General features: G+C 39.1%; 17 protein-coding genes. 7 read left to right on the top strand and 10 right to left on the bottom strand.

Going from position 1 to position 25,632, the window contains the following annotated elements; genetic code table 11:
- Window positions 1-10 precede the first annotated feature (10 nt).
- The 3 genes from HMPREF9072_RS07495 to pncA form a co-directional block, all read right to left on the bottom strand.
- On the bottom strand, window positions 11-1,459 hold the full coding sequence (locus HMPREF9072_RS07495; RefSeq protein WP_009411117.1) for a M14 family metallopeptidase: 1,449 nt from the start codon (window positions 1,457-1,459) through the stop codon (window positions 11-13).
- Between the two features lie 11 nt (window positions 1,460-1,470).
- Window positions 1,471-1,848 carry a hypothetical protein gene (locus HMPREF9072_RS07500; protein WP_002672337.1) on the bottom strand — a complete coding sequence of 126 codons (378 nt, stop codon included), beginning with the start codon at window positions 1,846-1,848 and terminating at the stop codon, window positions 1,471-1,473.
- Between the two features lie 125 nt (window positions 1,849-1,973).
- Window positions 1,974-2,510, bottom strand: a complete 537-nt coding sequence (pncA, locus tag HMPREF9072_RS07505) for a bifunctional nicotinamidase/pyrazinamidase (RefSeq protein ID WP_009411118.1) — start codon at window positions 2,508-2,510, stop codon at window positions 1,974-1,976.
- Window positions 2,511-2,941: 431 nt separating this feature from the next.
- On the opposite strand from pncA, the gene HMPREF9072_RS07510 reads away from it, so the two are divergent.
- The 3 genes from HMPREF9072_RS07510 to HMPREF9072_RS07520 all read left to right on the top strand — a co-directional run bounded on the left by HMPREF9072_RS07510 (window position 2,942) and on the right by HMPREF9072_RS07520 (window position 7,430).
- Window positions 2,942-3,583 carry an O-methyltransferase gene (locus HMPREF9072_RS07510; RefSeq protein ID WP_009411120.1) on the top strand — a complete coding sequence of 214 codons (642 nt, stop codon included), beginning with the start codon at window positions 2,942-2,944 and terminating at the stop codon, window positions 3,581-3,583.
- Window positions 3,584-3,671: 88 nt separating this feature from the next.
- Complete coding sequence (locus HMPREF9072_RS07515) at window positions 3,672-5,894, top strand: patatin-like phospholipase family protein (RefSeq protein ID WP_009411121.1); 2,223 nt, start codon at window positions 3,672-3,674, stop codon at window positions 5,892-5,894.
- Window positions 5,895-5,975: 81 nt separating this feature from the next.
- Window positions 5,976-7,430, top strand: coding sequence for an aminoacyl-histidine dipeptidase (locus HMPREF9072_RS07520; protein WP_009411122.1), 1,455 nt, complete (start codon window positions 5,976-5,978; stop codon window positions 7,428-7,430).
- 90 nt (window positions 7,431-7,520) lie between these two features.
- Here the strand turns inward: HMPREF9072_RS07520 and fumC are convergent, their stop codons facing one another.
- On the bottom strand, window positions 7,521-8,918 hold the full coding sequence (fumC, locus tag HMPREF9072_RS07525; RefSeq protein WP_009411123.1) for a class II fumarate hydratase: 1,398 nt from the start codon (window positions 8,916-8,918) through the stop codon (window positions 7,521-7,523).
- 959 nt (window positions 8,919-9,877) lie between these two features.
- On the opposite strand from fumC, the gene HMPREF9072_RS07535 reads away from it, so the two are divergent.
- The 4 genes from HMPREF9072_RS07535 (at window position 9,878) to HMPREF9072_RS07550 (ending at window position 14,789) form a co-directional block, all read left to right on the top strand.
- Window positions 9,878-10,459: a MarC family protein gene (locus HMPREF9072_RS07535; protein ID WP_002672351.1), complete on the top strand. Its 582-nt coding sequence runs from the start codon at window positions 9,878-9,880 to the stop codon at window positions 10,457-10,459.
- 93 nt (window positions 10,460-10,552) lie between these two features.
- On the top strand, window positions 10,553-11,344 hold the full coding sequence (kdsA, locus tag HMPREF9072_RS07540) for a 3-deoxy-8-phosphooctulonate synthase (protein WP_009411126.1): 792 nt from the start codon (window positions 10,553-10,555) through the stop codon (window positions 11,342-11,344).
- Window positions 11,344-12,753, top strand: a complete 1,410-nt coding sequence (locus tag HMPREF9072_RS07545; RefSeq protein ID WP_009411127.1) for a CCA tRNA nucleotidyltransferase — start codon at window positions 11,344-11,346, stop codon at window positions 12,751-12,753. The genes kdsA and HMPREF9072_RS07545 overlap by 1 nt, the downstream gene beginning before the upstream one ends.
- Window positions 12,754-13,082: 329 nt before the next feature.
- Entirely contained in the window at window positions 13,083-14,789 is a 1,707-nt protein-coding gene (locus HMPREF9072_RS07550; protein ID WP_034566287.1) for a phospho-sugar mutase, read from the top strand.
- A gap of 170 nt (window positions 14,790-14,959) precedes the next feature.
- Here the strand turns inward: HMPREF9072_RS07550 and HMPREF9072_RS07555 are convergent, their stop codons facing one another.
- The 6 genes from HMPREF9072_RS07555 to HMPREF9072_RS07580 form a co-directional block, all read right to left on the bottom strand.
- Complete coding sequence (locus tag HMPREF9072_RS07555; protein ID WP_009411129.1) at window positions 14,960-16,537, bottom strand: RagB/SusD family nutrient uptake outer membrane protein; 1,578 nt, start codon at window positions 16,535-16,537, stop codon at window positions 14,960-14,962.
- 12 nt (window positions 16,538-16,549) lie between these two features.
- Window positions 16,550-19,885 carry a TonB-dependent receptor gene (locus tag HMPREF9072_RS07560; RefSeq protein WP_009411130.1) on the bottom strand — a complete coding sequence of 1,112 codons (3,336 nt, stop codon included), beginning with the start codon at window positions 19,883-19,885 and terminating at the stop codon, window positions 16,550-16,552.
- Between the two features lie 69 nt (window positions 19,886-19,954).
- Window positions 19,955-20,878: a dihydrodipicolinate synthase family protein gene (locus tag HMPREF9072_RS07565; protein WP_009411131.1), complete on the bottom strand. Its 924-nt coding sequence runs from the start codon at window positions 20,876-20,878 to the stop codon at window positions 19,955-19,957.
- A gap of 145 nt (window positions 20,879-21,023) precedes the next feature.
- Window positions 21,024-22,256, bottom strand: coding sequence for an MFS transporter (locus tag HMPREF9072_RS07570; RefSeq protein WP_009411132.1), 1,233 nt, complete (start codon window positions 22,254-22,256; stop codon window positions 21,024-21,026).
- Window positions 22,257-22,391: 135 nt separating this feature from the next.
- Window positions 22,392-23,657 (bottom strand): cyclically-permuted mutarotase family protein, encoded by a 1,266-nt coding sequence (locus HMPREF9072_RS07575; RefSeq protein ID WP_009411133.1) that lies wholly within the window; start codon window positions 23,655-23,657, stop codon window positions 22,392-22,394.
- Window positions 23,658-23,663: 6 nt separating this feature from the next.
- Window positions 23,664-24,833, bottom strand: a complete 1,170-nt coding sequence (locus tag HMPREF9072_RS07580) for an AGE family epimerase/isomerase (RefSeq protein WP_009411134.1) — start codon at window positions 24,831-24,833, stop codon at window positions 23,664-23,666.
- Between the last annotated feature and the right edge of the window lie 799 nt (window positions 24,834-25,632).

A 25,632-nucleotide genomic window follows, 5' to 3' on the forward strand; every position in this document is an offset into this window, starting at 1 on the left:
TACTTTTAAATCATTCTTTTCGGTAAATGGGGTAAATAGGTTTGTCTTCTTCTTTCCCTAAAACACTATCAAAAAAGTTCCAATTAAAGAAAGAATCAGGTGCTTGAGGTTCTAAGGTTTCTAACAGATAGTGTTTAGCGGGTTGCGCTACCTCAATAAGATAATCGCCTTTGTAAAGTTGTACTTTTTCTTTCTGAGGACTCACTTGTGTTTGGTGATGTAAATAATGCCCCTCAAACGGATAGGTATAAGTTTTAAAACTCTCAATGCGATAAGATGTTACATTCATCAGCGTATCTTTCTCTATTTCTGTTATTGCTACACCGTTAGCTTTTAGGCGATCAATTACTCTTTGCCATACTTTAGGAACGATATAACTTTGAGGAATACTAACACTCTGCACGGGTTTAAAATGATTGTAAAGAGGTTTTTCATCTACTTTTGTATATTGAGTGGAATCTATTTCCCATTCCAACGAATATTCTTTTTGTGCATTATCAGCCTCTGTTTGTTTGATTTTTACTTGCTTGATATACTGATTGTCAGCATCGGCTATTTCTACAAGGGTTTTCATCATCTCATAGTTAGCTTCTACGCGTTGTTTGTAGGGTTTCAGCCCATTAGTATTAATGCGGATACTCATACAGTTCCACAAGCTGACATAACCAGTGGCATATCGAGGAATATCGGGGTGTGAGGATAAGGTTAATTGCTTAAAAGGGGTTCTCAAACTATCGCTTTGTAAAGGAAGTTGCCTTTTTTCTAACTGCTGAGAGAGACGTGGCAATAAAGCATCACGTACATAACCTCCTGTAAAAACACCTAACTTCTCAATTTGTGAGGTAGAATAGCTTAACACATAAGGAGCATTAACTACATCAGTTACGTGGTTATCAATAAAGATATCTGGCTGTACTTCTTGTAAGATTTTAGCAAACGACAAGGTATTTTCTACATCAGCTTTTACAAAATCGCAGTTCAAATTGTAGTTTGCTTCACTATTTTTCTTACCTGTGAGCATTCCGCCTATATTGTACACTGGGATAGTTACTACTATCACATTTTTGGAAAGCTTGATTTCATTCTGCGCCAAATTACGAAAGAGCAACATAGTAGCGTCCACTCCATCAGGTTCGTTGCCGTGAATAGCACTATTGATAAAAACAATGGTTCTATCTTTGTGATACTTGGAGAGATTAAACTCGGCATCGGGACTGTAGATTACCAGGTGCAATGGCTGACCATTATCGGTTTGCCCCATTGTTTTAAAGGAAATAGATGCAAACTCTTTCGATAAATCTTTGTAGTACTCTATTACTTCCTCATACGATGAGCTCTTGGTACCATCAGTTTGCTCAAAGGGTGTTTGGTAGTTTTCTCTTGGAGAGAAGAAAGGTGTATCACAACCCGTGAGAAGCAAGAATAGTACTATGTGGGTAATGTATTTCATTTTTATCATATATTCAGTGTTTACTTTTTTGTGTCAGACACCCAATAGAATCTTCCATATTTCTTATTAGGAAGTACCTTTATAAGCCATTTTACGTGAGTAGATATTCCCGTATGATTTAAAATAGCAATTCCGTCAGCCAGTAAATGGTCTGGATTATCATTTTCATCTAAATCATAATCAAAGACAGATACTTCCATATTTTCTTTTAACTCTATTTCATTTCCTTCTGAATCTTTTATAATATCCAGTCGTGAGAGAAAGTACATATCATCAAAAGGAGTATTAAAGTCTACCCATATTCTTGGTTTATCTAATATCGAAACATCATACAAAATATCCTGTGGTATTGATACGATTGTTCCGTCTTGTTTTTTATAAGAAAACATCTTTGTCATCTATTATATTTTTTTATATAGGACAAATTTCCATTTGCCCTACGCATAGCAAAAAGCAATTGATTATCTTACCAATCAACTTAGCCAAAGTTTGGTGCGAGCCATACAGGGCAATTACAAATTGGCTATTTGATTGACCTTATACCTTTGTCGAACAAACTTACCTTATAGCCTAAGGCTTTGGCATCATTGGCACTATAAGCTACACAAAAATCACCTGCTAAGCCACAAAATACGAGTTCTGTAATGCCTTTGTCTTGCAAAAAGCCGTGTAATCCTGTGTTGTTCTGTTTATTATTATCAAAAAAAGCACTGTAGCTATCCACTTCGGGGTTCATTCCTTTGCGAAAGATGGCTGCAATGGGACGAATATCTAAATCTTTATGCAGTTCAGCTCCGAAAGTACCTTGCACACAGTGGTCTGGCCACAGTATTTGGTCGATACCTCCGAGCTGTATTACTTCAAAAGGCTTTTTACCAGCGTGCTGACTTGCAAAACTTTTATGAGTAGCAGGGTGCCAATCTTGTGTTGCAACAATAAGGTCATACCCTTGTGTCATTTCGGCATTGATAAAGGGAATTATTTGGTCGCCTTGGGGTACAGGTAATGTACCGGTAGGCATAAAATCGTTTTGAACATCTATAATTACAAGTGCTTTCATAGTAAATCTTTTCTAAACTAATGATTAATGATTAATGGTTAATGGTGAGTTAGGAGGGATTATACGAAATCTTATGTGATAAACAGTGTGAGCCACACTAGCAAATAAGCAATGAACGAACAAAAGACGAACAAAAGACGAACAAAAGACGAACAAATGACGAAGAAATGACGAACAAAAGACGAACAAATGACGGTGCGAGCCGCACGGGCAAATGAACAATGAACGAACAAATGACGGTGCGAGCCACACGGGCAAATGAACAATGAACGAAGAAAAGGTATAGTAAAGTTATTGTTATATTGGAAATAAAAAGTACTTTACCTCGCTTCTTCTACATTTCTATCAATCTCCTCTACCTTTGGCTTTTGTGGCAAAGGTACAGCTTTTTTGAATATTATTGCTATCTTTGCCAAAAAAATATTTTACCAATGCACTTTTTATCAGAAGATTTAGAAAATTACGCTTGCGAACATACTGACAGCGAACCTCCTTTACTGCAAGAACTCAGTAGGCGCACTCACCTTACTGTATTGCAACCGAGAATGATTAGTGGTCATTTACAAGGGCGTTTCCTCAGTTTGCTCTCTAAATTGATACAGCCTAAAACTATTTTGGAAATAGGCACTTACACGGGCTACGCAACCCTCTGTTTGGCAGAAGGTTTGGCAATTGATGGTGTTTTGCATACTATCGACATCAAAGAGGAACTCACTGACCTGCAAAGGGAGTTTTTTGACCGGAGTGGCTATGGGGCGCAAATTGTGCAACACTTAGGCAAAGCAGCCGATATTATCCCTACTCTCAGCACTACTTTCGACCTTGTTTTCATAGATGCTGACAAACAGAATTACGCTCATTATTTTGATTTGGTGATAGAGAAAATGAACTCAGGAGGTGTTATCCTCTCTGACAATGTGTTGTGGAGTGGTAAAGTAGTGCAAGAAGTAAAGCCTTCGGATAAACATACCCAAGCCTTAATGGCTTACAACCAAAAACTAAAAGAAGACCCTCGTATAGAGACAGTGCTACTCCCCATACGGGACGGTATTACCATATCGAGAGTAAAATAGAGCGATTGAAAAATTAATCCTCATTTTTATATTGTTATTTGTTAATTATTTTATACCTTTGTACCTGTTTTAAAAAGCAATTCATTGGATGAGAATATTCTTAGCAACCATATTTCTGATACTTAGTAGTCCTCTTCTGCGTGCGCAAGATACTACCCACAAAAAGGATTTAAAAGTGGGATTGGTACTCAGCGGTGGAGGAGCGAAAGGGTTAGCACATATAGGAGTACTAAAAGTGTTGGAAGAAGCAGGGGTGCGCATCGATTACATCGGGGGTACGAGTATGGGGGCTATGGTAGGAGCTTTGTATGCAGCGGGATATTCAGCTAATGAGTTGGACTCTATCTTCCGTCAGTTAGACTTTGATAAACTCTTGCAAGACAAGACTTCACGCCGTGCTAAATCATTACACGAGCGCTATATATACGACCGTTATGCAGTAGCATTGCCTTTCAATAACTTCAAAGTAGGGTTGCCTCGTGCGGTATCAAAAGGACAAAACATCTACAACGAGTTTGTGAAACTACTCTATCCGGTGAATGAAATCTATGATTTTTCGCAGTTACCCATTCCTTTCTTGTGTGTAGCAACGGATATAGAAACAGGTAAAGGAGTAGTACTCGAAAACGGTTTCTTGCCTCAAGCGATACAAGCAAGCGGTTCGTTTCCTTCGCTATTCGATTTGGTAGAAATAGATGGTAAATGGCTTACCGATGGCGGTATTGCCGATAATTATCCGGTAGACGAAGTTAAGAAAAAAGGAATGGATATTATCATAGGGGTAGATGTACAGAGTCCGCTAGCAAAACGAGAGGAGATTAACTCTTTTTTGAGTATTTTTTCGCAGATTACTACCTTCCCGATGATAGATAATATGCCAAAAAAAATAAAAGAGACCGATGTGTACATCAAACCTAATATAGAGGGATTCAACGTTATTTCGTTTGATAAAGGAGAGACAATCATCAACAATGGCAAAATAGCAGCGGAACATTTTCTACCAAGATTGCGTGAGATTGCAGCTCAACAAAAACATACAGAGGAAAGAGAACGAATACAAAAGATAGATTCCTTTTACTTAAAAGACGTCCATTTTCATAACAACGAACACTTTTCGCGTAGTTATTTGCGCGGTAAACTACACTTGAAATATTTAAACCGTAAGATTTCGTTCGAGCAACTGAACGACGGAATCGACAACTTGATGGCTACTAACAATTTCCATTCTATCAATCACCAGATTAGGCACACTTTTGAAGGGGAACATATAGACTTTTATTTAAGAGAGAATCCGCAACGCACCTTTTTGAAATTTGGGATACATTATGACAATCTGCTAAAAACAGGGTTCTTGATGAACTATACTCGGAACTATTTCTTACAAAGCAGTGATTTTCTTTCTCTCGACCTTATTGTAGGAGATAACATACGCTATCAGTTTGATTATTTTGTGGATAAGGGATTTTACATCAGTTATGGATTGCGATCTAAGTTTGTGCAATTCGACCGAAAGCTGAACACAAAACGCTTATCTAACTACCGAATAGAGCGGTCGGAGCTCAACCGAATGGACGTAGAGGCTTACGACTGGGTAAATCAGCTGTATTTGCAAACACTTTCGGGTAATGGTTTTGTATTTGGCTTAGGAGTAGAGCACCGTAAAATACAGTTTGATACTGAGCAAGTGTATTCAATAAGTTCAGCGACTTCGTATTCGGAAAAGAGTCATATAGGCAGTTTGTATTCTTATCTTAAATACGACAGCTTTAACAATAGCTTTTTCCCCAGTAGAGGGGTGTACTTCAATACACAGTTCAATTTTTATGCACTTGCCTCAAACTACTCAGATTTTAACAAATTTACAACGGGTAAAACAGAGTTATCATTTGCTTTTCCTATCTTGCCAAGATTGAGCGCACGAGTAGGATTAGAAGGTGGTGTTACCATAGGAGGCTCTAATGTATACTCATTAGACTTCTTTTTAGGAGGGTATAACAAGAATGTATTTGCGAACTATTCACCTTTTTACGGCTATGATTTTTTGAGCATTGGTGCTAAAAACTACTTAAAATCAGAATTGGTAATAGATATCCAACCCTTTAAGAAACAACACTTGCTATTATTAGCGAATATTGCTAAAGCAGACAACAATCTTTTTGAGAGTTTCGAATGGAAGAAATACCCAGACTATTCGGGGTATGGGATAGGATATAGCATTGAGAGCTTTTTAGGTCCTATAGAACTGAAGTGCACTTACTCACCTGAAATAAGACAAGCGATATGGCTGTTTAATATAGGGTACTGGTTCTGATTAGGTAAAAGGTAAAAGGTAAAAGCGGTAGCGACTAAATACTAACAACTGATAACTAAAAACTAATAATTAATAAATATAATGAAAATAACAGAGTTAGAACCAAAACAGTTATGGGCGAACTTTGCGAGCTTGAATGCCGTGCCTCGTCCATCAAAAAAAGAAGAGAAAGTCATTGCTTTTATGGTGGCTTTTGGCAAAAGTTTAGGGCTTGATACCTACCAAGACGAAACGGGCAATGTAATCATTAAAAAGCCCGCTACGGCAGGAATGGAAAACCGCAAAACAGTAGTGTTACAATCACACCTCGATATGGTACACCAAAAGAACAATGATACGGTATTCGACTTTAGTACGGAAGGTATCAAAATGTTAGTAGATGGCGACTGGGTACGTGCTGATGGTACAACTTTGGGAGCCGATAATGGTATTGGTGTTGCGAGTATTATGACCATCTTACAAAGTAAGGATATCCCCCACCCTGCTCTTGAAGCTCTCTTTACTATTGACGAAGAAACAGGAATGACGGGTGCTAAAGGGCTCAAAGGCGGATTGCTCTCTGGTGATTTCCTTCTCAACTTAGATACTGAGGAAGACGACGAAATTGATATAGGATGTGCCGGTGGTGTAGATGTATCGGCGTTTAGAGAGTACGACGTAGTAGATACGCCTGATAATTCAGTAGGCTATACACTTACCATAAAAGGATTGCACGGCGGACATAGTGGTACAGATATCCATAAGGGTTATGCTAATGCCAACAAACTGATGAACCGTATATTATTCACTTGTACTGAGAAATTTGGTTTGCATATTGCAAGTGTAGATGGAGGCGGTTTGCGCAATGCTATTCCGAGAGAAAGCGTAGCGGTGGTAACTATTAATAAAAACGACGAAGTGGCTTTTAAAAAAGAAGTAGCTACGCTTACCCAAGCACTCCAACACGAGTATTCAGTAACTGAACCGACTCTTACAGTATTGCTTGAACCTACTGCGGTACCTGAGAAAGTAATGGAAGAAGAAGAACAAGAAGATGTATTACGCGCTCTTTACGCAGCCTTCAATGGAGTGTACAAAATGAGTCAGACGATTGCTGACCTTGTAGAAACCAGCAATAACGTAGCAAGAGTACAAATTAAAGACGGCGAAATAAACGTGTATTGCCTCACTCGTTCGGCTTCAAAAACTTCTAAATATGATTTGGCTGATACGATTCGCAGTAGTTTTGAGTTAGCTGGATTTGAAGTAGAATACACCGGTAGTTACCCAGGTTGGGAACCCAAAGTAGATGCTGAAATCTTGAAGATTGTAAAAGCACAATACGAAACGCTCTTCGGTGAAACACCTAATGTAGTAGCTTGCCACGCAGGCTTAGAATGTGGCATTTTAGGAACCCACTACCCCGAAATGGAAATGGTGAGCTTTGGTCCTACTATCAAAGGGGCACACTCGCCTGCTGAAAAGGTAAATATAGCTTCTGTACAGAAGTTTTGGAAGTTCTTACTAGCGATATTGCAACATATTCCTAACAAATAAGAGCAAGTATATACTTATTTATATAAAAAAGGGAAAGCTATCTGATTGATAGCTTTCCCTTTTTCAAATGTTATAAACTTTTTATATTACTTATTTAAGGCTTCCGACCATATCTTCAGGGCGTACCCATTTATCGAAGTCTTCCGGAGTTACATAGCCTAAACGCACAGCTTCTTCTTTAAGAGTAGTGCCATTGCGGTGAGCCGTTTGCGCTATTTCGGCTGCTTTGTAATAGCCAATCTTAGTGTTAAGAGCTGTAACAAGCATTAACGAGTTATCTACTAATTCCTTAATACGTTTGTAATTAGGTTCAATACCACTTGCACAGTGTTCTTCAAATGACACGCAAACATCTCCTATCAACTCAGCTGATTTAAGGAAGTTAGAAGCCATCAATGGTTTAAATACATTTAATTCATAATGACCTTGTGTACCTCCTATTGAAATGGCTACATCATTACCCATTACTTGAGCTGCAACCATTGTCATAGCTTCACATTGAGTAGGATTTACTTTACCGGGCATAATAGAGCTACCAGGTTCGTTAGCAGGAATGATGATTTCGCCTATACCTGAGCGAGGTCCTGAAGCCATCATACGAATATCGTTTGCAATCTTATTGAGTGATACGGCTAATTGTTTAAGAGCTCCGTGGCTTTCGACAATTGCATCGTGAGAAGCCAAAGCTTCAAACTTATTAGGAGCGGTTACAAAAGGTAGACCGGTGAATTTAGCAATGTATTCAGCTACTTTCACGTCGTAACCTTTAGGGGTATTGAGACCTGTACCTACGGCTGTACCTCCTAAGGCTAATTCTGAGAGGTGAGCTAATGTGTTTTTAAGAGCACGCAAACCGTGGTCGAGTTGAGATACGTAGCCAGAAAGTTCTTGTCCCAAAGTAAGTGGTGTAGCGTCCATAAGGTGCGTACGACCTATTTTTACTACATTTTTAAAGGCTTCGGATTTAGCAGCGAGAGTATCGCGTAGTTTCTGAACACCAGGAATAGTTTTCTCAACTACCATTTTATAGCAAGCGATGTGCATACCGGTAGGAAAAGTATCATTAGACGATTGTGATTTGTTTACATCGTCATTGGCTTTTAATACGGGGTCGCCTTCACCTATTTTTTTACCAGCCAACACTTGAGCACGATTGGCAATCACTTCGTTCACGTTCATATTAGATTGTGTACCTGAACCGGTTTGCCAAATTACTAATGGGAATTGGTCATTGAGTTTGCCTTCGAGAATTTCATCGCAAACTTGAGCGATAGCATCGCGTTTTTCGGCTGGAAGCACTCCTAAATCGAAGTTTGCATAAGCGGCAGCTTTTTTAAGATAAGCAAAACCACGGATAATTTCAATCGGCATAGAAGCGGGTGCACCGATTTTAAAGTTGTTGCGTGAACGCTCTGTTTGTGCTCCCCAATATTTATCGGCTGGCACTTTCACTTCACCCAAAGTGTCTTTTTCAATTCTATAACTCATTTTGTTTGTATTAGTTAAAATAATCTTCTTTTAAAAACGCTACAAAGGTACGTTGTATTTTCTAAATATTAAAATTTTTCTGAGATTTTTTGATACCATTACTGTATTCTATTTATTAAAGACAGGCAGGTGCGAGTCGCACGGACAGGTGCGAGTCGCACGGACAGTTGTAGCACGACGAGCAGTCGTAGCACGACAAGCATTTTGGGGGTGAAATGAATTAATGATGAAATTAGGAGAGAAATATACAAAGTTTATAGGAAACTTACAGGATAATCGAACAATAAGTGGTTTTTCAGTGGGTCTACAGTGGCTCTACAGTGGCTCTACAGTGGGTCTATAACGAACAAAAGACGAATGATGAATAAATCTAAGTTAAAGCTAAAAGATAGATAAAAAGAAGGTTATTAGTGGATTTCAACTTTGCCAAAGTTTGAAACTTGGGCAAAGTTCATACAAAAAGCGGTGCAAGGTACAAGGTCAGATAGAGAAAAGACGAGTGAAAAGCCCCCGAACCCCCGAAGGGGGACAAGCCTTAAAGAGAAATTGGTAAAGACTATCGGTCTGAAAGACAAGACTTATTTGAAGATAGAGCGAAACTGAATCAAGCCTAAGGAAAACAAAAGACGGTGCGAGCCACAAGAGCAGATAATGAAATAACGAACAATGAACGAACAAAAGACGAACAATGAACGAACAAAAGACGAACAATGAACGAACAAAGAACGAACAAAAGACGGTGCGAGCCGCACGGGCAAATGAACAAATGACGAACAAATGATGAAGGAAAGATGAGGCTATGATAATTGTAAAAAAGCGTTTTTATCGTATTATGATGTAAGTGAAATAGAGCTTTTAGTTATATTAAAATATTAGTAAATCAATCAATTAACAAATTGGGAGATTTTTTTTTCATCGTTCACAATTATTTTAGTACTTTTGCACAAATTTTTTAGATTATGAATTTCGATGTAAAGGAGATTATCTCTGCTACTATGGTGCTCTTTGCGGTAGTTGATATTATCGGGAGTGTGCCTATCATTATTAATCTGCGCAAAAAAGCAGGACGTATACAATCTGAGAAAACAGCTATTGTAGCCGGTATTTTGCTTATTCTGTTTTTATTTATAGGCAAGCAATTACTTAATTTGTTTGGAGTAACGGTTGAGGCATTTGCTGTAGCTGGGGCATTTATTCTCTTTTTTCTCGCCTTAGAGATGATTTTAGGTATCACCCTCTACAAAGGCACTACGCCTGAGACTGCGTCTATTGTCCCTTTGGCTTTTCCTATGGTGGCAGGAGCAGGGGCACTTACTACTGTACTCTCCCTTAGGGCAAAGTTTTATGTAGAGAATATTATAGTGGCAATCCTCATTAATATGATTATTGTGTATATAGTGCTTAAATCTTCGGAGAAAATAGAGAAGTTTTTAGGCAAACAGGGCATTACCGTAATTCACAACCTTTTTGGAGTTATACTTTTAGCGATTGCAGTAAACTTGTTTACTACTAATATTAGGGCGATGTTATTTGGTCAATGATGAATGACAAATAACAGTACGAACCTCATCGACAAATAAAAAATTACGAAAAAGCTACTAACCTCAAAGAATTATACCTAACAATTAAACAAAATGATAAACAAAGAAGATAATTTCTTTCTCTTAGCGGGACCTTGTGCTATAGAAGGAGAAGATATGGCGATGAAAATTGCTGAACATATAGTGAATATCACCCATAAACTGAATATATCCTACATTTTTAAAGGGAGTTTTAAGAAAGCCAATAGGAGTCGCGTAGATTCGTTTACGGGCATAGGCGACGAAAAGGCACTAAAAATACTCCAAAAAGTAGGGCAAACCTTTAATGTTCCTACTGTTACTGATATTCATCAGGTGAGCGATGCGGCGATGGCTGCCGAATATGTAGATGTACTGCAAATACCAGCTTTCTTGGTGCGCCAGACTGATTTGGTGGTGGCAGCAGCCGAAACGGGCAAGGTAGGGAACCTGAAAAAAGGTCAGTTTATGAGTCCTGAGAGTATGCAATTTGCCGTGCAAAAAGTATTTGATAGTGGCAATGAAAAAGCGTTGATAACTGACCGTGGTACGATGTTCGGTTATCAAGACTTGATAGTAGATTTTCGCGGAATTCCGACGATGCGCAAGTTTGCTCCCGTAGTAATGGACGTTACGCACTCGCTACAACAGCCTAACCAAAGTAGTGGGGTAACAGGCGGTCGCCCAGATATGATTGAAACCATTGCCCGCGCTGCTATTGTGAACAATGCCGATGGACTTTTTATCGAAACCCATTTTGACCCTGCTAACGCCAAAAGTGATGGGGCAAATATGCTACATCTCGACCTCCTTGAAGGTCTTTTAACGCGTTTGGTTGCCATTCGCAAAACAATTAACGAATTTTAATGAACTATACTGAAGCGCTTTCTAATCCTATTTTTAAACTCATAAGCGATATTTCAGCTGAGATATCGCTTGAAAGTTACGTGATTGGGGGCTTTGTACGCGATTATTTATTAGAGAAAAAACTTCCCAAAGACATCGATGTAGTATCAATCGGTAGTGGTATTTCGTTGGCTGAAAAAGTAGCTGAGCGATTGCCTAATGCTCCTAAAGTATCGATATTTAAAAACTTTGGTACAGCAATGATTAAAGCCGATGGCTTAGATATTGAGTTTGTAGGGGCACGTCGTGAAAGCTATGAGGCAAACTCACGCAAGCCTTATGTAGAGAGTGGCACGCTACAAGACGACCAAAATCGTAGGGATTTCACTATCAATGCAATGGCTTTCTCTCTGAACAGAGATACTTTTGGCGAGCTTATCGACCCTTTTGACGGCTTAGGCGACTTAAAACGAAAGCTCATTCGTACCCCCTTAGACCCTGATATTACTTATTCAGACGACCCTTTGCGTATGATGCGTGCTATCAGGTTTGCTACCCAACTGAATTTTAAGATTGAAAAGCAGTCGCTAAAAGCTATTACTGATAATAAGGAACGGCTAAAAATCATCTCGAGCGAGCGTATTGTAGAGGAACTGAACAAGATACTCGCTTCGCCTAAACCTTCTATTGGACTGAAATTGCTGTACGAAACGGGCTTATTGCACTATATCCTCCCAGAACTCATTGCCTTGCAAGGGGTGGAGGAACACGACGGACAACGCCATAAAGATAACTTTTGGCATACCTTAGAAGTGGTGTATAATATATCAGAAAACACCGATAACCTCTGGTTACGCTGGGCTGCGCTCTTACACGACATTGGCAAAGCACCTACCAAACGCTTCGACAAGAAGATAGGTTGGACATTTCACGGGCACGAGTTTGTAGGGAGCAAGATGGTATATCACCTCTTCAAACGTTTGCGAATGCCTCTGAACGACAAGATGAAATACGTACAGAAAATCGTAAAGATGAGTTCGCGCCCTATTATCATCGCTGATGATATTGTTACTGATTCGGCTGTACGCCGTTTGGTATTTGATGCTGGAGAGGAGTTTGAAGACCTAATGACCCTCTGCGAAGCTGATATTACTACTAAAAACCCTAAGAAATTCAAAAAATATCACGACAATTTCCAGATAGTACGCCAAAAGGTAGTGGAAGTAGAAGAGAAAGACCACATTCGCAATTTCCAACCTCCGGTAAGCGGTGAAGAGATAATGCGGACGTTCAACTTACCTCCTTCACAACCGGTAGGAATGCTAAAAGAAGCGATAAAAGAAGCGATTTTAGAGGGGAAAATCCCTAATGAATACGAGGCTGCCAAAGCCTTTATGATGGAGAAAGCAAAGAAGATGAAGTTGATTTAGAGGTACGAGGTGCGAGCCGCACAGGCAGTGTGAGCTACACAGGCAGTGTGAGCCGTACAGGCAGTGTGAGCCGTACAGGCGATTAATTTAGTAATAAGATTATGGTTTTTCATATTATTGCTGATGAGTCCGCTTTTGATGAGGGAGCAAGAAATGACACATATCAATTATACGAATGGTTGAATGAAATGCGAAGCACACAGACAAATAATTAGCAATTTTGCTAACTGACATATTTGCTAATTAAAAAATTATTCGTACCTTTGCTAACGAAAAACAACGCTGATAAAATATATAACAAGAGTCAGCCTCTATATAAAATTAATTTTATGAAAAGTATTGAAACAGCAAAAATGTGGCTTTCTGACACTTTTGATGCAGAAACCCGCAACAAGGTTCAAGCCCTCATCGACGGAAATCCCGATGAGCTCAACGAAGCCTTTCACAAGAACTTAGAGTTCGGTACTGGTGGTATGCGTGGTATTATGGGAATTGGTACTAACCGAATCAACAAATACACGTTAGGCAAAAATACCCAAGGATTGAGCAACTACCTCAAAAAATGCTTCCCTAACCAAGAGATTAAAGTGGCTATCGCTCACGACTGTCGCAACAACTCTAAGAAGTTTGCCAAAATAGTAGCCGATGTGTTTGCGGCTAATGGGATAAAAGTATTTCTCTTCTCTGACCTCCGCCCTACCCCAGAGCTTTCGTTTACAGTACGCTACTTAGGCTGCCAAGCGGGTATCGTGCTTACCGCTTCTCACAATCCACCAGAATACAACGGTTATAAAGTGTATTGGCAAGACGGCGGACAAACTGTACCACCCGAAGACGGTGATATTATGAAAGCTATTGAAGCACTTGACTTCAAAGACATCAAATTCAACGCCGATGAAAGTCTTATTCACTACATCGACAAAGAACTTGACAATGCTTTTGCCGAAGCATCTATCAAACACGGAGACTTCAATGCTCCTGAGAAAGACAAGCTAAAAATTGTATTTACTTCTTTGCACGGAACGTCTATCACTATGGTTCCCGATGTGCTCAAACGCGCTGGCTTTACCAATGTACACATCGTAGAGGAACAAGCTGTACCCGATGGTAACTTCCCAACTGTAAAATCACCTAACCCCGAAGAGCCCGAAGCTCTTACGTTGGCACTCAAAAAAGCAGACGAAATAGGAGCTGATATCGTAATAGGTACCGACCCCGATTGTGACCGTATAGGTATAGCCGTTCGCGACCTTCACGGCAAAATGGTGCTACTTAACGGTAACCAAACAATGGTAATGATGACCGACTTTCTCTTGGCACAACAAAGCAAAAAAGGCTTTAAAGGCAACGAGTTTGTAGCTTCTACTATCGTTTCGACTCCTATGGTTCACGCAATTGCTAATGCATACAAAGTGCAATACAAAGAAGGACTCACGGGCTTTAAATGGATTGCCAAAATGATTAAAGATTTCCCTAAGCTCACTTTCATAGGCGGTGGAGAGGAAAGCTTCGGTTATATGGTTGGTGATTTCGTACGCGATAAAGATGCCGTAACTGCGACCCTATTGGCTTGTGAGATTGCTGCATTTGCTAAAGCTAAAGGCAGTTCCTTCTACAAAGAATTGCTACACGCTTATACTAAATACGGGTTCTACAAAGAGTACCTCATTTCCTTAGTGAAAAAAGGTATTTCGGGCTCAGAAGAGATTGCTAAGATGATGAAAGACTTGCGTGAAAATCCGTTGAAGGAAATTAACGGAGAAAAAGTAACGCTGATTTGCGATTACCAATCGTCTAAGGCATTCCACCCACTTACTGGCAAAGTAGAAGATATAGACGTTCCTAAATCGAATGTGCTTATCTACCACACCGATAAAGGCACTCGTGTGGCAGCGCGCCCCAGCGGTACAGAGCCTAAGATTAAGTTTTATTTCAGTGTAAATACATCTTTGAGCAGTGTAGACGCTTTTGAAGCAACTCAAAAGGTTTTGGATAGCAAAATCCAAAAAATCGTAGAAGAGTTGAAGCTAAAATAGTGAACCACTCTATATACTCTATATAGAGTCTGCAAATAGACAGTACCTCTGCATTCAATTGTTGAATGCAGAGGTACTTTTTTTGAGAAAGAAATATGTAAAACAGAAAACAGAGCCCCTCTTACAAGGAACTCCGTTTTCATCTTCAATAAAGCTAAAAATCTTTATCTTTATTTGTAACCAGGTGTTTGAGTAACGAGTGTATCTCTGCTGATAATATCAGAATTGATAGGCCAAAGTAGCTTATGTGCTTCTGTATTTTGGTTCAGTATAGGCTCTACATTGCCTGCCACTGTACCATAACTTGCCTCTTTTGAAAATACAAGAGGTTTACCAGAGGCATCTTGTAGACGGCGAACATCAAACCAGCGTTTAGATTCGGCTACAAACTCTTTATCACGTTCTTTCAAGATAGCTAACTCACCATCAGCAAAGTTAGTATGTGTATACGCATTAGCTGAAGTATAATTTGAACCATAAGCCCTCTGTCTAATTTGGTTGATATAAGTAGAGGGGTCAGAGCCTTGCTTATTAGCTATCTCAGCATACATCAACAGTACATCGGCATAGCGGTATACAGGTATATCATCAGAGAAAACACGAGTGTTCGCTGAGTTTATAAAGCCTATATATTTGATGAGAGCTATCCCTCTCCCTTGTGTTTTAGCTGCATTAGAGTAGAATGATAGGAATGTAGTAGCTCTACGGGTATCAGTAGCATCAAAAGCCTGAAACAATTCAAATTTATACTCATTGAATAAGAACCCTGACTGAATCTTCAAGGGGTCGTTATTAGGAAAAGCTTTCCCAGTTTCATCGTATTTATTGATAAAATTGGGTGGGTAATACATAAATGAGTTGAACGGAGTGCTTGCTTCATTTTCTAAAAAAGCCATTGCAAATATAATCTCATTATTTTGCTTTTTATTGTAAGCAAATACATCGGCATAGTTAGGCAAAAGACTAAATTTACCTGAACTAGCTACCTTGTCTAATGCTTCTTTTGCAGTGTCTAAATCAGATGCAGAAGGAACTTGGTCACCAGTAGTGACTTTGGCTGACCAAAGATAAATCTCAGCTTTGAGCATCAAGGTAGCATAATATGACCAATGTATTCTATCAAAATTATTCACTCTGTTAGAATCTGTAAAATATTTTTCAGAGTTATTAATATCGGTCTTTATGAAATCTAAAGTAGCTTTTGGAGTACTACGAGGCGTAAATAATTCTTTACCACTACTAGGTGTTTTGTCTAATATTTCAGTTCCAGTTTTAATGGGTACACCCCCATAGGTTCTGTAAAGCCAGAAATAGTACCACGCACGCATTCCGTACATTTGTCCTAAATAATAATTCTTATTGGTTTCACTTAAATAATTGGCTTCTTGAATATTCTTAATAGCATTGTTAATATTAAAAATCTTTCCATAAAAGTCAAACCAAGAACTGTTATTAGGATTTTGAGCAGAAAAGTTCTGCTGTTTTATATCAATATAGTATATATTCTGTTCTAATGATGAGGTACCACTGGGCACCATAGTACCTCCACGTGCTTCACCCATTATCCAATAGTTAAAATCATTGCTTCTAAATTGGTTGTGCACTCCCTCGATAGCCCCTACTACTTGGGCTTCATTTTTCCAGAAGTTACCACTACCATTATAGTCCTTTGGAACAAGGTCTAAATCATTACAAGAGACTGTAAGCAATAGCCCTGCGATAATTGTTATATATTTTAAAACTTTCATATGTTGTATTTTTTAAAAGGTTAGATTCAATCCTAAGATAATAGTCCTTGGTAATGGATAGCCTGAGTTTGATTGTCCTAAAGCCTCAGGAGAATAGGTTTCAGCTTTGGTGAGGTAACCTAAGTTTTGACCTATCAAAGATAATTCTAAATTATCAAGTCCCATTTTACTCACTATATCTTTTTGGAAATTATAACTAAGAGCTATCTCACGGAAGGCTAAGTAACTTCCTTCATAAATAAACATTGTTGAACTGCGGTAGTAATTACGTTTACCAAGCTGGTCAGCCCAATAATATTTAGGATATTTAGCAGTAGGATTATCGGGTGTCCAAGTATCATTTACCTGTTTAACAGTGTTAAAAGTACCTTGCATATTACCTAAGTACCAAGGTAATGAGTTACCTACTGAGATACGCTGTTTGAAATTAAGCGCATAGTCCATACGGGCAGAGAGTCGGATATTTTTATAACTTAAGGTAGTATTGATACCTCCAGTCCATTTAGGATAGATATTACCAGCTTTCACTAAGTCATAATTATCAATTTTACCATCTCCATTCACATCTCTCCAAATTACATCTCCAGGCTGGATAGGAAGTCCTTTTTCTTTTTCAGCATCGCTTAGTCTTGCCCAAGCGGCAGGCCCGTATAGTTTTTTAGGCCCGGTTTCATCAACTAAATTATTAGCCAAGCGTCTTACTTGTTCTTCATTTTGGTATATGCCTAACGCTTCGTGAGCATACATATCACCAGGCTCTTGCCCTTCTTGATAACCTCCTACCCATTCTTTTTTACCTGTGGTAGGGTTATATGCCTCAATAGCATTTTGTCTATTATTAGGGTAACCGTTATGAGGTAGTTTTACTACTGTATTTTTGTTATAAGCAGCATTTACTGCTAAACTCCAATGCAAATCATTCTTATCAATAATCCGGAAGTTGGTTTCTATCTCTACTCCTCTGTTTCTGAAAGACCCATTGTTAGTATTGATAGCAGAAGCACCTGATGAGTGTGGAAGTGTCATTGACTGTATCTTATCACTTGTCAAACGGTCATACAATGTAAAATTAGCATTGATACGGTTTTGGATAAAACCTAAATCTAATCCAACTTCAAAGGTACGAGTTTTCTCCCAACGAAGTCCTTTATTAGGAAAAGTACCTATGGCATAGCCTACTGCCCCATTGTACTTATTAGTGCCATAAGAACCTTGTAAGGTATAATCACCTATAAATTTATCCGGCACATTACCATTCAAACCAAAACTGGTTCTGAGTTTTGCAAACGAAAGTACTCGTTTTATATTGTCAGGGATAAACTCTTCACGGGTGATAATCCAACCCAGAGAAGCTGCTGGGAAGTTACCCCAACGATTATTAATCAATCGAGAATATCCATCACGGCGAATAGTAAATGAAAACAAATATTTATCAGCATAATCATAGTTTAAACGTCCAAAATATGATTTGATTCTATTGCCATAATGATATGAATCTATCCCACGTTTACCTTCTTTATTAGAAGTCAAACCTAAGTCTTGGAATTCATCAGTAGGTGCTTCTGAGCCTGAAGCACTAAGCCCGCGTGTATAGCTGTCGTAGTACTCATAACCTGCCATAGCATCAAAGTGATGAGATTTTATGTCAAACTTGTAGTTTAGGATACTATTATAAGTTTGGCGTATAGTTCTTCCAAAGCTGGCTGAAGTACTTCTAGTTCTACTCCAGTTGTTAGCTGCTTTACCTGGTGAGGTTTGGTGGTCTTTATTAAAACTTTCATAATATTCTTCATCAAACATCACTTGTCCACTCACTGTTAATGAAAGTCCTTTGTACAAATCAGCTCTAAGACTTTGTCCAAAATTAATTTTATTGGTATTATTATCACGGAGAAATATATTTTCATAAAAACGTGGGTTACCGTCACCTCCTTCACGTCCCATTACTATCTGCCCATTTACTTTTTCTTTTTGAGTAGGGGGAGCTGAAAGCATACGTCCAAAATAAGCATCATCTGCAGAAGTATTCACATTTTTATACCAAGTAGCATAGGCTATTGAGAAGTTGCTGGTGGAAGTAAGCCAAGGTTTTAACTTATACTCAGCGTTCAAAGTACCAGTGAGTCGCTTATACCAACTCTTGATAGGCAAACCTTCTTGGTTATAATAGCCCAAACCAGCATAATATTTTCCTTTGTCATTACCTCCTGTCATTGATAACGAATAGTCTCTAGTAAGAGCAAAAGGACGGAAAGCTGCCTTTTTGAAATCAAAATCATAGAAAATAAGCTCTTTACCTGTAATAGGGTCAGTCATCGTTTGCCATCCTTCTGAAAGAAGTTTTTGTTTTTGAGAAGGTGAAAGGCTTTCTGAGAACATAGTAGACCAATATGAATTAGCACTTTCATTAGGATTTAATACCGTATCATCGGTCATACTTTTGAAGTGTTTATTACCTGTACCGTAAGGTTGTGCACCACTTAAACTCGCTTCGTTAGTAAATCCTTTCCAATCACCTGAAGCATTTTGCCATACACGGGCACTATTACGTACCGCCGTACGTTGCCAATAAAGATAATCACGTGCATTGAGAAACTCTACTTGGTTATTCATATAAGCAAATCCGTGCTTCAATTTTACATTCAGTGACGAAACACCTGCTCTACCTCTTTTAGTAGTTACCAATACTACCCCATTACTGGCTCTTGCTCCATAAATAGCAGTAGCACCAGCATCTTTTAATATATCCATTGATTCAATATCATCGGGGTTGATGTCATTCAATCCCCCTCTGATTTGTCCATCTATGATAACAAGGGGTGAGCCTGAACCATCAAGATTAGTACCTCCACGAAGTACTAAGGTAGGAGCAGCTCCTGGACTTCCTGAAGTCTGTGCTACCCTAAGTCCGGCCACTGCTCCTGAAAGAGCTTGAGCAGGGTTAGAAAAAGAACCGGTTGATAATACTTCTGTTTTCACTGAAGCAATAGAACTCGTTACTTTTGCTTTCTTTTGTGTACCTCCATAAGCAGTAAGCACTACTTCTTCCAATACATTCGCTTCTTCCTTTAACGACACATTAATAGGGCGATTACCTGTTACTCTTCTCTCTTGGGTAGTATACCCTACAAAGCTAAATACAAGAATATCACCCTCCTTTGCAGTGAGGGTATAGTTCCCTTCAAAGTCGGTCTGGGCACCGTGTGTGGTACCTTTCACAACTACAGCAGCGCCTGGCAACGGCATTTCATCAGAAGAAACCGTCCCTTTCACTATTATCTCTTGCGCCCAACCTATTGTGGTAAAAAACAACAAGAAGAATACATTAAATAAATACTTTTGCTTCATTACTTTAAATTTTTACTGATTGATTTTATAAATACAATGGGGTGGTAGGTTAATTACATTTTATATATACTACATTTGGTTACATTTGTTAAAGAAATCAATGCTTTCCAATTCTTTCTTAATGACTGCTTCCTCTTCATCAGTAATGTTTTGGAAAGGCGTACGATTGATACCTAAGTCTAAACCGAGCAACTTCATTATACGCTTGCCGCACACTATGTTGCCTCGATATTTAGCAATTACATTTATCACGTCTTGGGCGTAGTTTTGCAACTCAGCAGCTTTGGCAATATTGCCCTTGTGGTATTCATCTATGATACCTACCAATACCTTGCCTATATAGCTACCAGTACCGCTAATACCACCACGAGCACCCCCCATTACAAGAGCATTGAGGATAGTCTCGTCTAAGCCGTAGAGCATATCGTATTTGCCTTTGTTGTACAACATACATTGGTTGTACTCATAAAGTGGTTCGTAGGTGTATTTGATACCCGCTAAGTTAGGAATACGTCCGTCAGCGGCTTTAAGGAACGGCAACATAGGAAGGTACACCCCATTGAGCACAGGGATATGGTAAAAATAGAAAGGCAGATTAGGTGCTCCACAAGCTATTTCTTCGCAGTATTTCACCAGCTCCTCTACCCTACCCGCTTTGGGGAAAGGTGAAGCCATTGCCCCTATACCGAAAGCTCCAATTTCTTGGGCGTGCTGTGCCATTCTATGGCTATCTTTGATGCAGGTAGCCCCACAGTGTACAATCACTTTGAAGCCTTTGGGAGCTACTGATACCCATTTTTCAGCTATCTTCATACGTTCTTCAACCGTCATCATATAGCCTTCACCTGACGAACCATTGATAAATACGCCTATCAATCCATTTTTTTGCAAGAGTTTTGCATATTTATCAATAGAGTCTAAATTTACTTCTCCTTTCTTGTCAAAAGGTGTAAAGGGCGCTACTATCAGCCCATTAATTTTTTCAAATGTCATTTTATTTAGTTATTTATTCCTCTCCCTCTCCTTTCTTCCCCTCCCTAAAAGGAAGGGGAAGGGGAACCTCAAAAGCAATAATAAGGAGAGTGTTTATTAATAATTCTATTTCAATTAGCTCCTCCTTGGGAGGGGTTGGAAATTATTATTCTCCACACAATTCTCTCTTAGGTTTTAAGAATAGCAACATCAGTACAATGGCTATTAAGATAATCACCGAGAGTTTGCTAAAATCAGCTCCTAAGTTGCCCGCATCGGTAGAAGTACCAAGCATTAAGGTAACAGCATAGCCCGAAAATACGCCTCCCATATTCATAATGCCATAAGCCGTAGCGCGTTGCTGTTGTGGAATAATTTGGCATAAGATAGGCATATTGTTAGTATCGAACATTCCGTAACCAATACCAAAAAGCAAGGTTGCCCCTATCATTGCTACATACGACTCTCCAAAACCTATGAGTATCAAGGCAGGAATGGTAAGCCCTAAACCAATAGTACTAGTATAGATGCGCGCTTTGATATTTGTCTGTACCCAGCGGTCGGACAATGTACCTCCTATGAGCACGCCTAAGAAAGAAGATATAGCGATAGAAATTGTTGCTATAGGTCCTGCGGTAGCCATCGGTACATTTAAGTTGGTTGCAAAGAGCGTAGGCAACCAGTTCTTAGTTCCCCAGCCTGGAAAGCTCGATGCCATAAAGTAGAACAAGAGTATCCAGAAAGAGAAAGTGCCAAACACAAGGGCAAACGACGACAACAATGAGTTTCTCGGTGCTGACGTTGTTTGTGTAGTTGCTTGTGGTTTACGCTCTATATCAAAGAGAGTAAATACCAAGAAGAAAGCATACACTATCCCTACCATACCAAACCAGTGAAACACAGTATGCCAAGTATAGTTAGAGGCAATAGTAGCTCCAAAGCCTCCTAAGGCTTGCCCTGCATAAAGTCCCGACATATGAATACCTATAGCCAAAGAACGTGTTTTTGAAGTATGGTAATCGGCTATCATAGAAAGAGCAGTAGCTAAGTAAAGCGCTTCACTGAGTCCCATTAAGGCGCGCAGCCAATACACCTGATTAAAGGTTGTCGCATAACCCATACCATAAGTTACTGCCGACCATACAAACAGGCTTCCTACAATCATCCACTTGCGGTTCACGCGGTCGGCAATAATACCAGCCACAGGGCTCATCAATCCGTAGATAAGAAGGAACACTCCCATCAGCCTACCAAAGTTTTCTCCCACAGCGAGCTCTTTGATGTCCATTTTCATCGACTCCTGCATCGTGGAGAGCATTTGTCGATCTAAATAATTCAATAGTGCCACCACCCATAGCAATGCCACTACTATCCAAGGGTATATTTTACTGTTTTTCATAGTATCAATTGTTTTATTGGTTTGTTAAAGAGCCTCCCTACGGTCAAGAAATCTAACAGATTAACAAAAGTTTGTTTGATTTTGTTTTTTCTGATTGATTTCTGAGACGTAGCCTCTCCCTTAAGTAAGTATATACTATTTTACCACAACTTTAAAAGTTTTATTACTACGTACACCCGGTTTTAGTTCTCCTTGCACGAGGTAGAACTCTTCTGGAGAGCCTACTAAGGTAGCTCCTGCTCGAGCGAAATCAGTTTGTGTATCGAGTACCGACCACTGTTGTGTGTGAGTATCGAACAGATAACACTCTTTATTGAAACCATAGTACTCAATAGGCTGTGTCATATAATGCGACATATAGTCGTAGTTTTTCTGCTTGCGTGTCTCATCAGTGAGGGTAGTATCTCGACCTATATTATAGAGGTCGGTGATGGTTTTTAAGAAAAGTGTTGCATTTACACCTCCAAAACAAGCAATATAGCGGTTATCAATAGCCAAAGCTGTAGCTCCTGTGAGCGAAAATGGCACTTTATCAGGACTTTCTTGTGTAGCTACTTTTTGCCATTGCTGCTGTTGCACACTATACCTCCACACAGCAGTAGAGAGGGTAGGCACGTGGGTAGCATCCCCCCCGAAAAAGCCTCCTAACAAGAATAAGTGTGTATCACCCTCTTGTTCCATCGCTACTAATACAGGTTGTACACTGGGCTCTTCGGGGAAATCAGGCAAGCGATGCCACTCTTTATCAGTAGCAGTATCGATATAATACACTTTGTTAGAGGGTTTTCCCGAAGCACTACCTCCTGCCACAAAAACTTTGCTACCTATGCTCGCACCTGCAAAGTTGTCGAGTGGTTCAGGCAAAGAAGGGAAAGAAGTAAGCGTAATGCCTTTTTCTTTTGAGTACTGCACCTTATAGCAATTGGCTAAAGAGTGTGTAGCCGTCTGTCCTCCTATCCACAGATAGCCAGCAGGAATAGCTACCGATACCCCATAAGCCGCTGCTTCAGGAAGTTTGCCCACTGTTTGCCATTGGTTTTGCGTTTTATTGAAGTGAAGTATTTCATCGTAAAACACTTTCTTTCCGCCTTCAAACCCAAGTTTATCAGGGAAGTTACACCCTCCTGCTACCAATAATTCACCGTTGAGCAGGGCAGCATAAGAAGCCGAAACGCCTTTCTGCAAATCGCCTTCCAAGCCTTGGGTGGTAAGTGTTGTAATATTAATTTTCATAGGTTGTTCTTTTTGGGTTTCTGTACAAGCCGTCAATATTATTAGAGATAAAACGAATAGTGCAGACTTTGCCAAAAGTGCGAGCCGCACGGGCAGGAAACTTTGGCAAAGTAGCTTAGACTTTGTCAAAGTTTTTCTGTTCATTATTTGTCTTTTATCATTAACCATTAACAATTAACCATTAATCATTGCAATTGTTTTCCACACTTGATATAAGCCACGTGGTACGTGGAAACAGCCCTTCCATTTACCGCCTTTGAGGTCTAAGAGCACTTCGCCTTGGCGGTTGAGGTTCCCCCACCATTCGCGATGTTTAGGGTCTTTAAAATGTTCCCAAGTGTAATGATGCACTTTCTCAAACCACTGCAAGCACTCTTTATTACCAGTGAGTTGATATCCTTTTATCAGCGAAATAAGCGTTTCTATATGTACCCACCACAGTTTCTGATCCCATTCTAATTGTTGGGGCGGACAGCCTTTTCTATCCATAAAGTAGTAGATACCGCCATACTGTTTATCCCAACCGTAGTCAATCATTTTTAGAGTAGTTTGCACCGCCTTTTCGATGAGCTCAGGACGATTGAGACGTTTGCCTAAGTCCATTATAAACCACATTGCCTCAATGGCGTGACCGGGGGTAAGCTGACGACCTTCAAAAGTATCAGATAGTGAACCGTCTGCATTTACATTTTCTACTACGATGCCACCCAGTTCAGGGCGTAAAAATACGTCCATTACTTCGTGAATACAAGTGTCCATCGTTTTCTCGATGAAAGCTTCGTCCAATAAGGGTTCTATCTCCAATGCTAAATTACAGAGAATCATAGGCAAGGCAAAGTTTTTAAGCGAACGAGTGCCTGGGTAGGCTTTGTTCCATTTTCCCTTAGGATTATCTTGTTTGGAAAGGATAATATCAAAAGTGCGTTTGGCTATATCGGCATATTCTTGATTGCCTGTGGCAATGCTCAACTGACCAAAAGCCATCGTAGCAAAGGTATAAGAGAAAATATTATAAGGTTCCACAAGAGGGTTACCTTGTTGGTCTAATGAAAAATACCAGTTTAGGTTTCCGTCGTGTCCGTATTTCTTGAGGAACTCTGCCCCCTGCATAGCACAGTCCAACCATTCTTGCCGTTTTTCTACACGGTTATAAAGCATCGCAAAGAGCCATACTTCACGCCCTTGTAGCCAAATAAACTTATCGGTATCAAATACATTTCCGTGGCGGTCAAGACAAGTAAAATAACCACCATATTCTTTGTCTTGCGATTTCTCTAGCCAAAACGGAATCACGTTTTGTAACAATTCATCGCGATATTGTTTTTCTAATTGTTTAAAATCCATTATTAAAATAGTATCTTAGTTTTAATTGTGATTTAGTTTTTATTCTTCTTTAATTGACGGGGCAAAATAACAAATAAAAAATGATATGACCAAATATTTAATAAAGTTTTTTTATATATAAATTTTATGAAATGTTGATTTTAGATATAACAAACTGATTTACAAATATATTTGAATTAAACAAAAAGTATTACATTTTCGTATTATTTCGAAAAAACAACTATAAACAATCTTTTTATTTTCTATTTCATTCAAAAATCTATCATAAAGAATAATTTAAAATATTTTATTTTACAAATTCTACATAGCATAAAAACTACAATAATAAAACTTTTAATTAATAATAGCCTATTAATTTATTTAGAATAATAAATAAAGAGTATAATAATAAAATAGAAGGGTTATATTAATATGTATAAAGCAAAGCACATAGCTTGGTACTATAATTTATTTCCAAGAATAAATCCATCATTTTCCTATTGCAATAAAGTCTCTCTCTTTTCTGTTACACATTATATATTAGTCATTTACAAACCACTCCCTATATTCCAACACTTATATTACTTCGCAAAACCTATTTTCCTTCATTGTTCCATTATCTGCCCGTATCACTCGCACCTTCTTTTGTTCGTTCTTTGTTTGTCTTTACGTCGCTTTAGTTCCCCCTTTGGAGGAAGCCAGCGAAAGCTGGGTATGTGTAAGGGGGAGGTTTTGTTCGTCTTTTCTCTATCTGCCCGTGTAACTCACACTGTCTTTTATTCATTATAGACCCACTGTAGACCCACTGTAGACCCACTGT

This window comes from Capnocytophaga sp. oral taxon 324 str. F0483 (genome assembly GCF_000318315.2).
Taxonomy (GTDB): Bacteria; Bacteroidota; Bacteroidia; order Flavobacteriales; family Flavobacteriaceae; genus Capnocytophaga; species Capnocytophaga ochracea.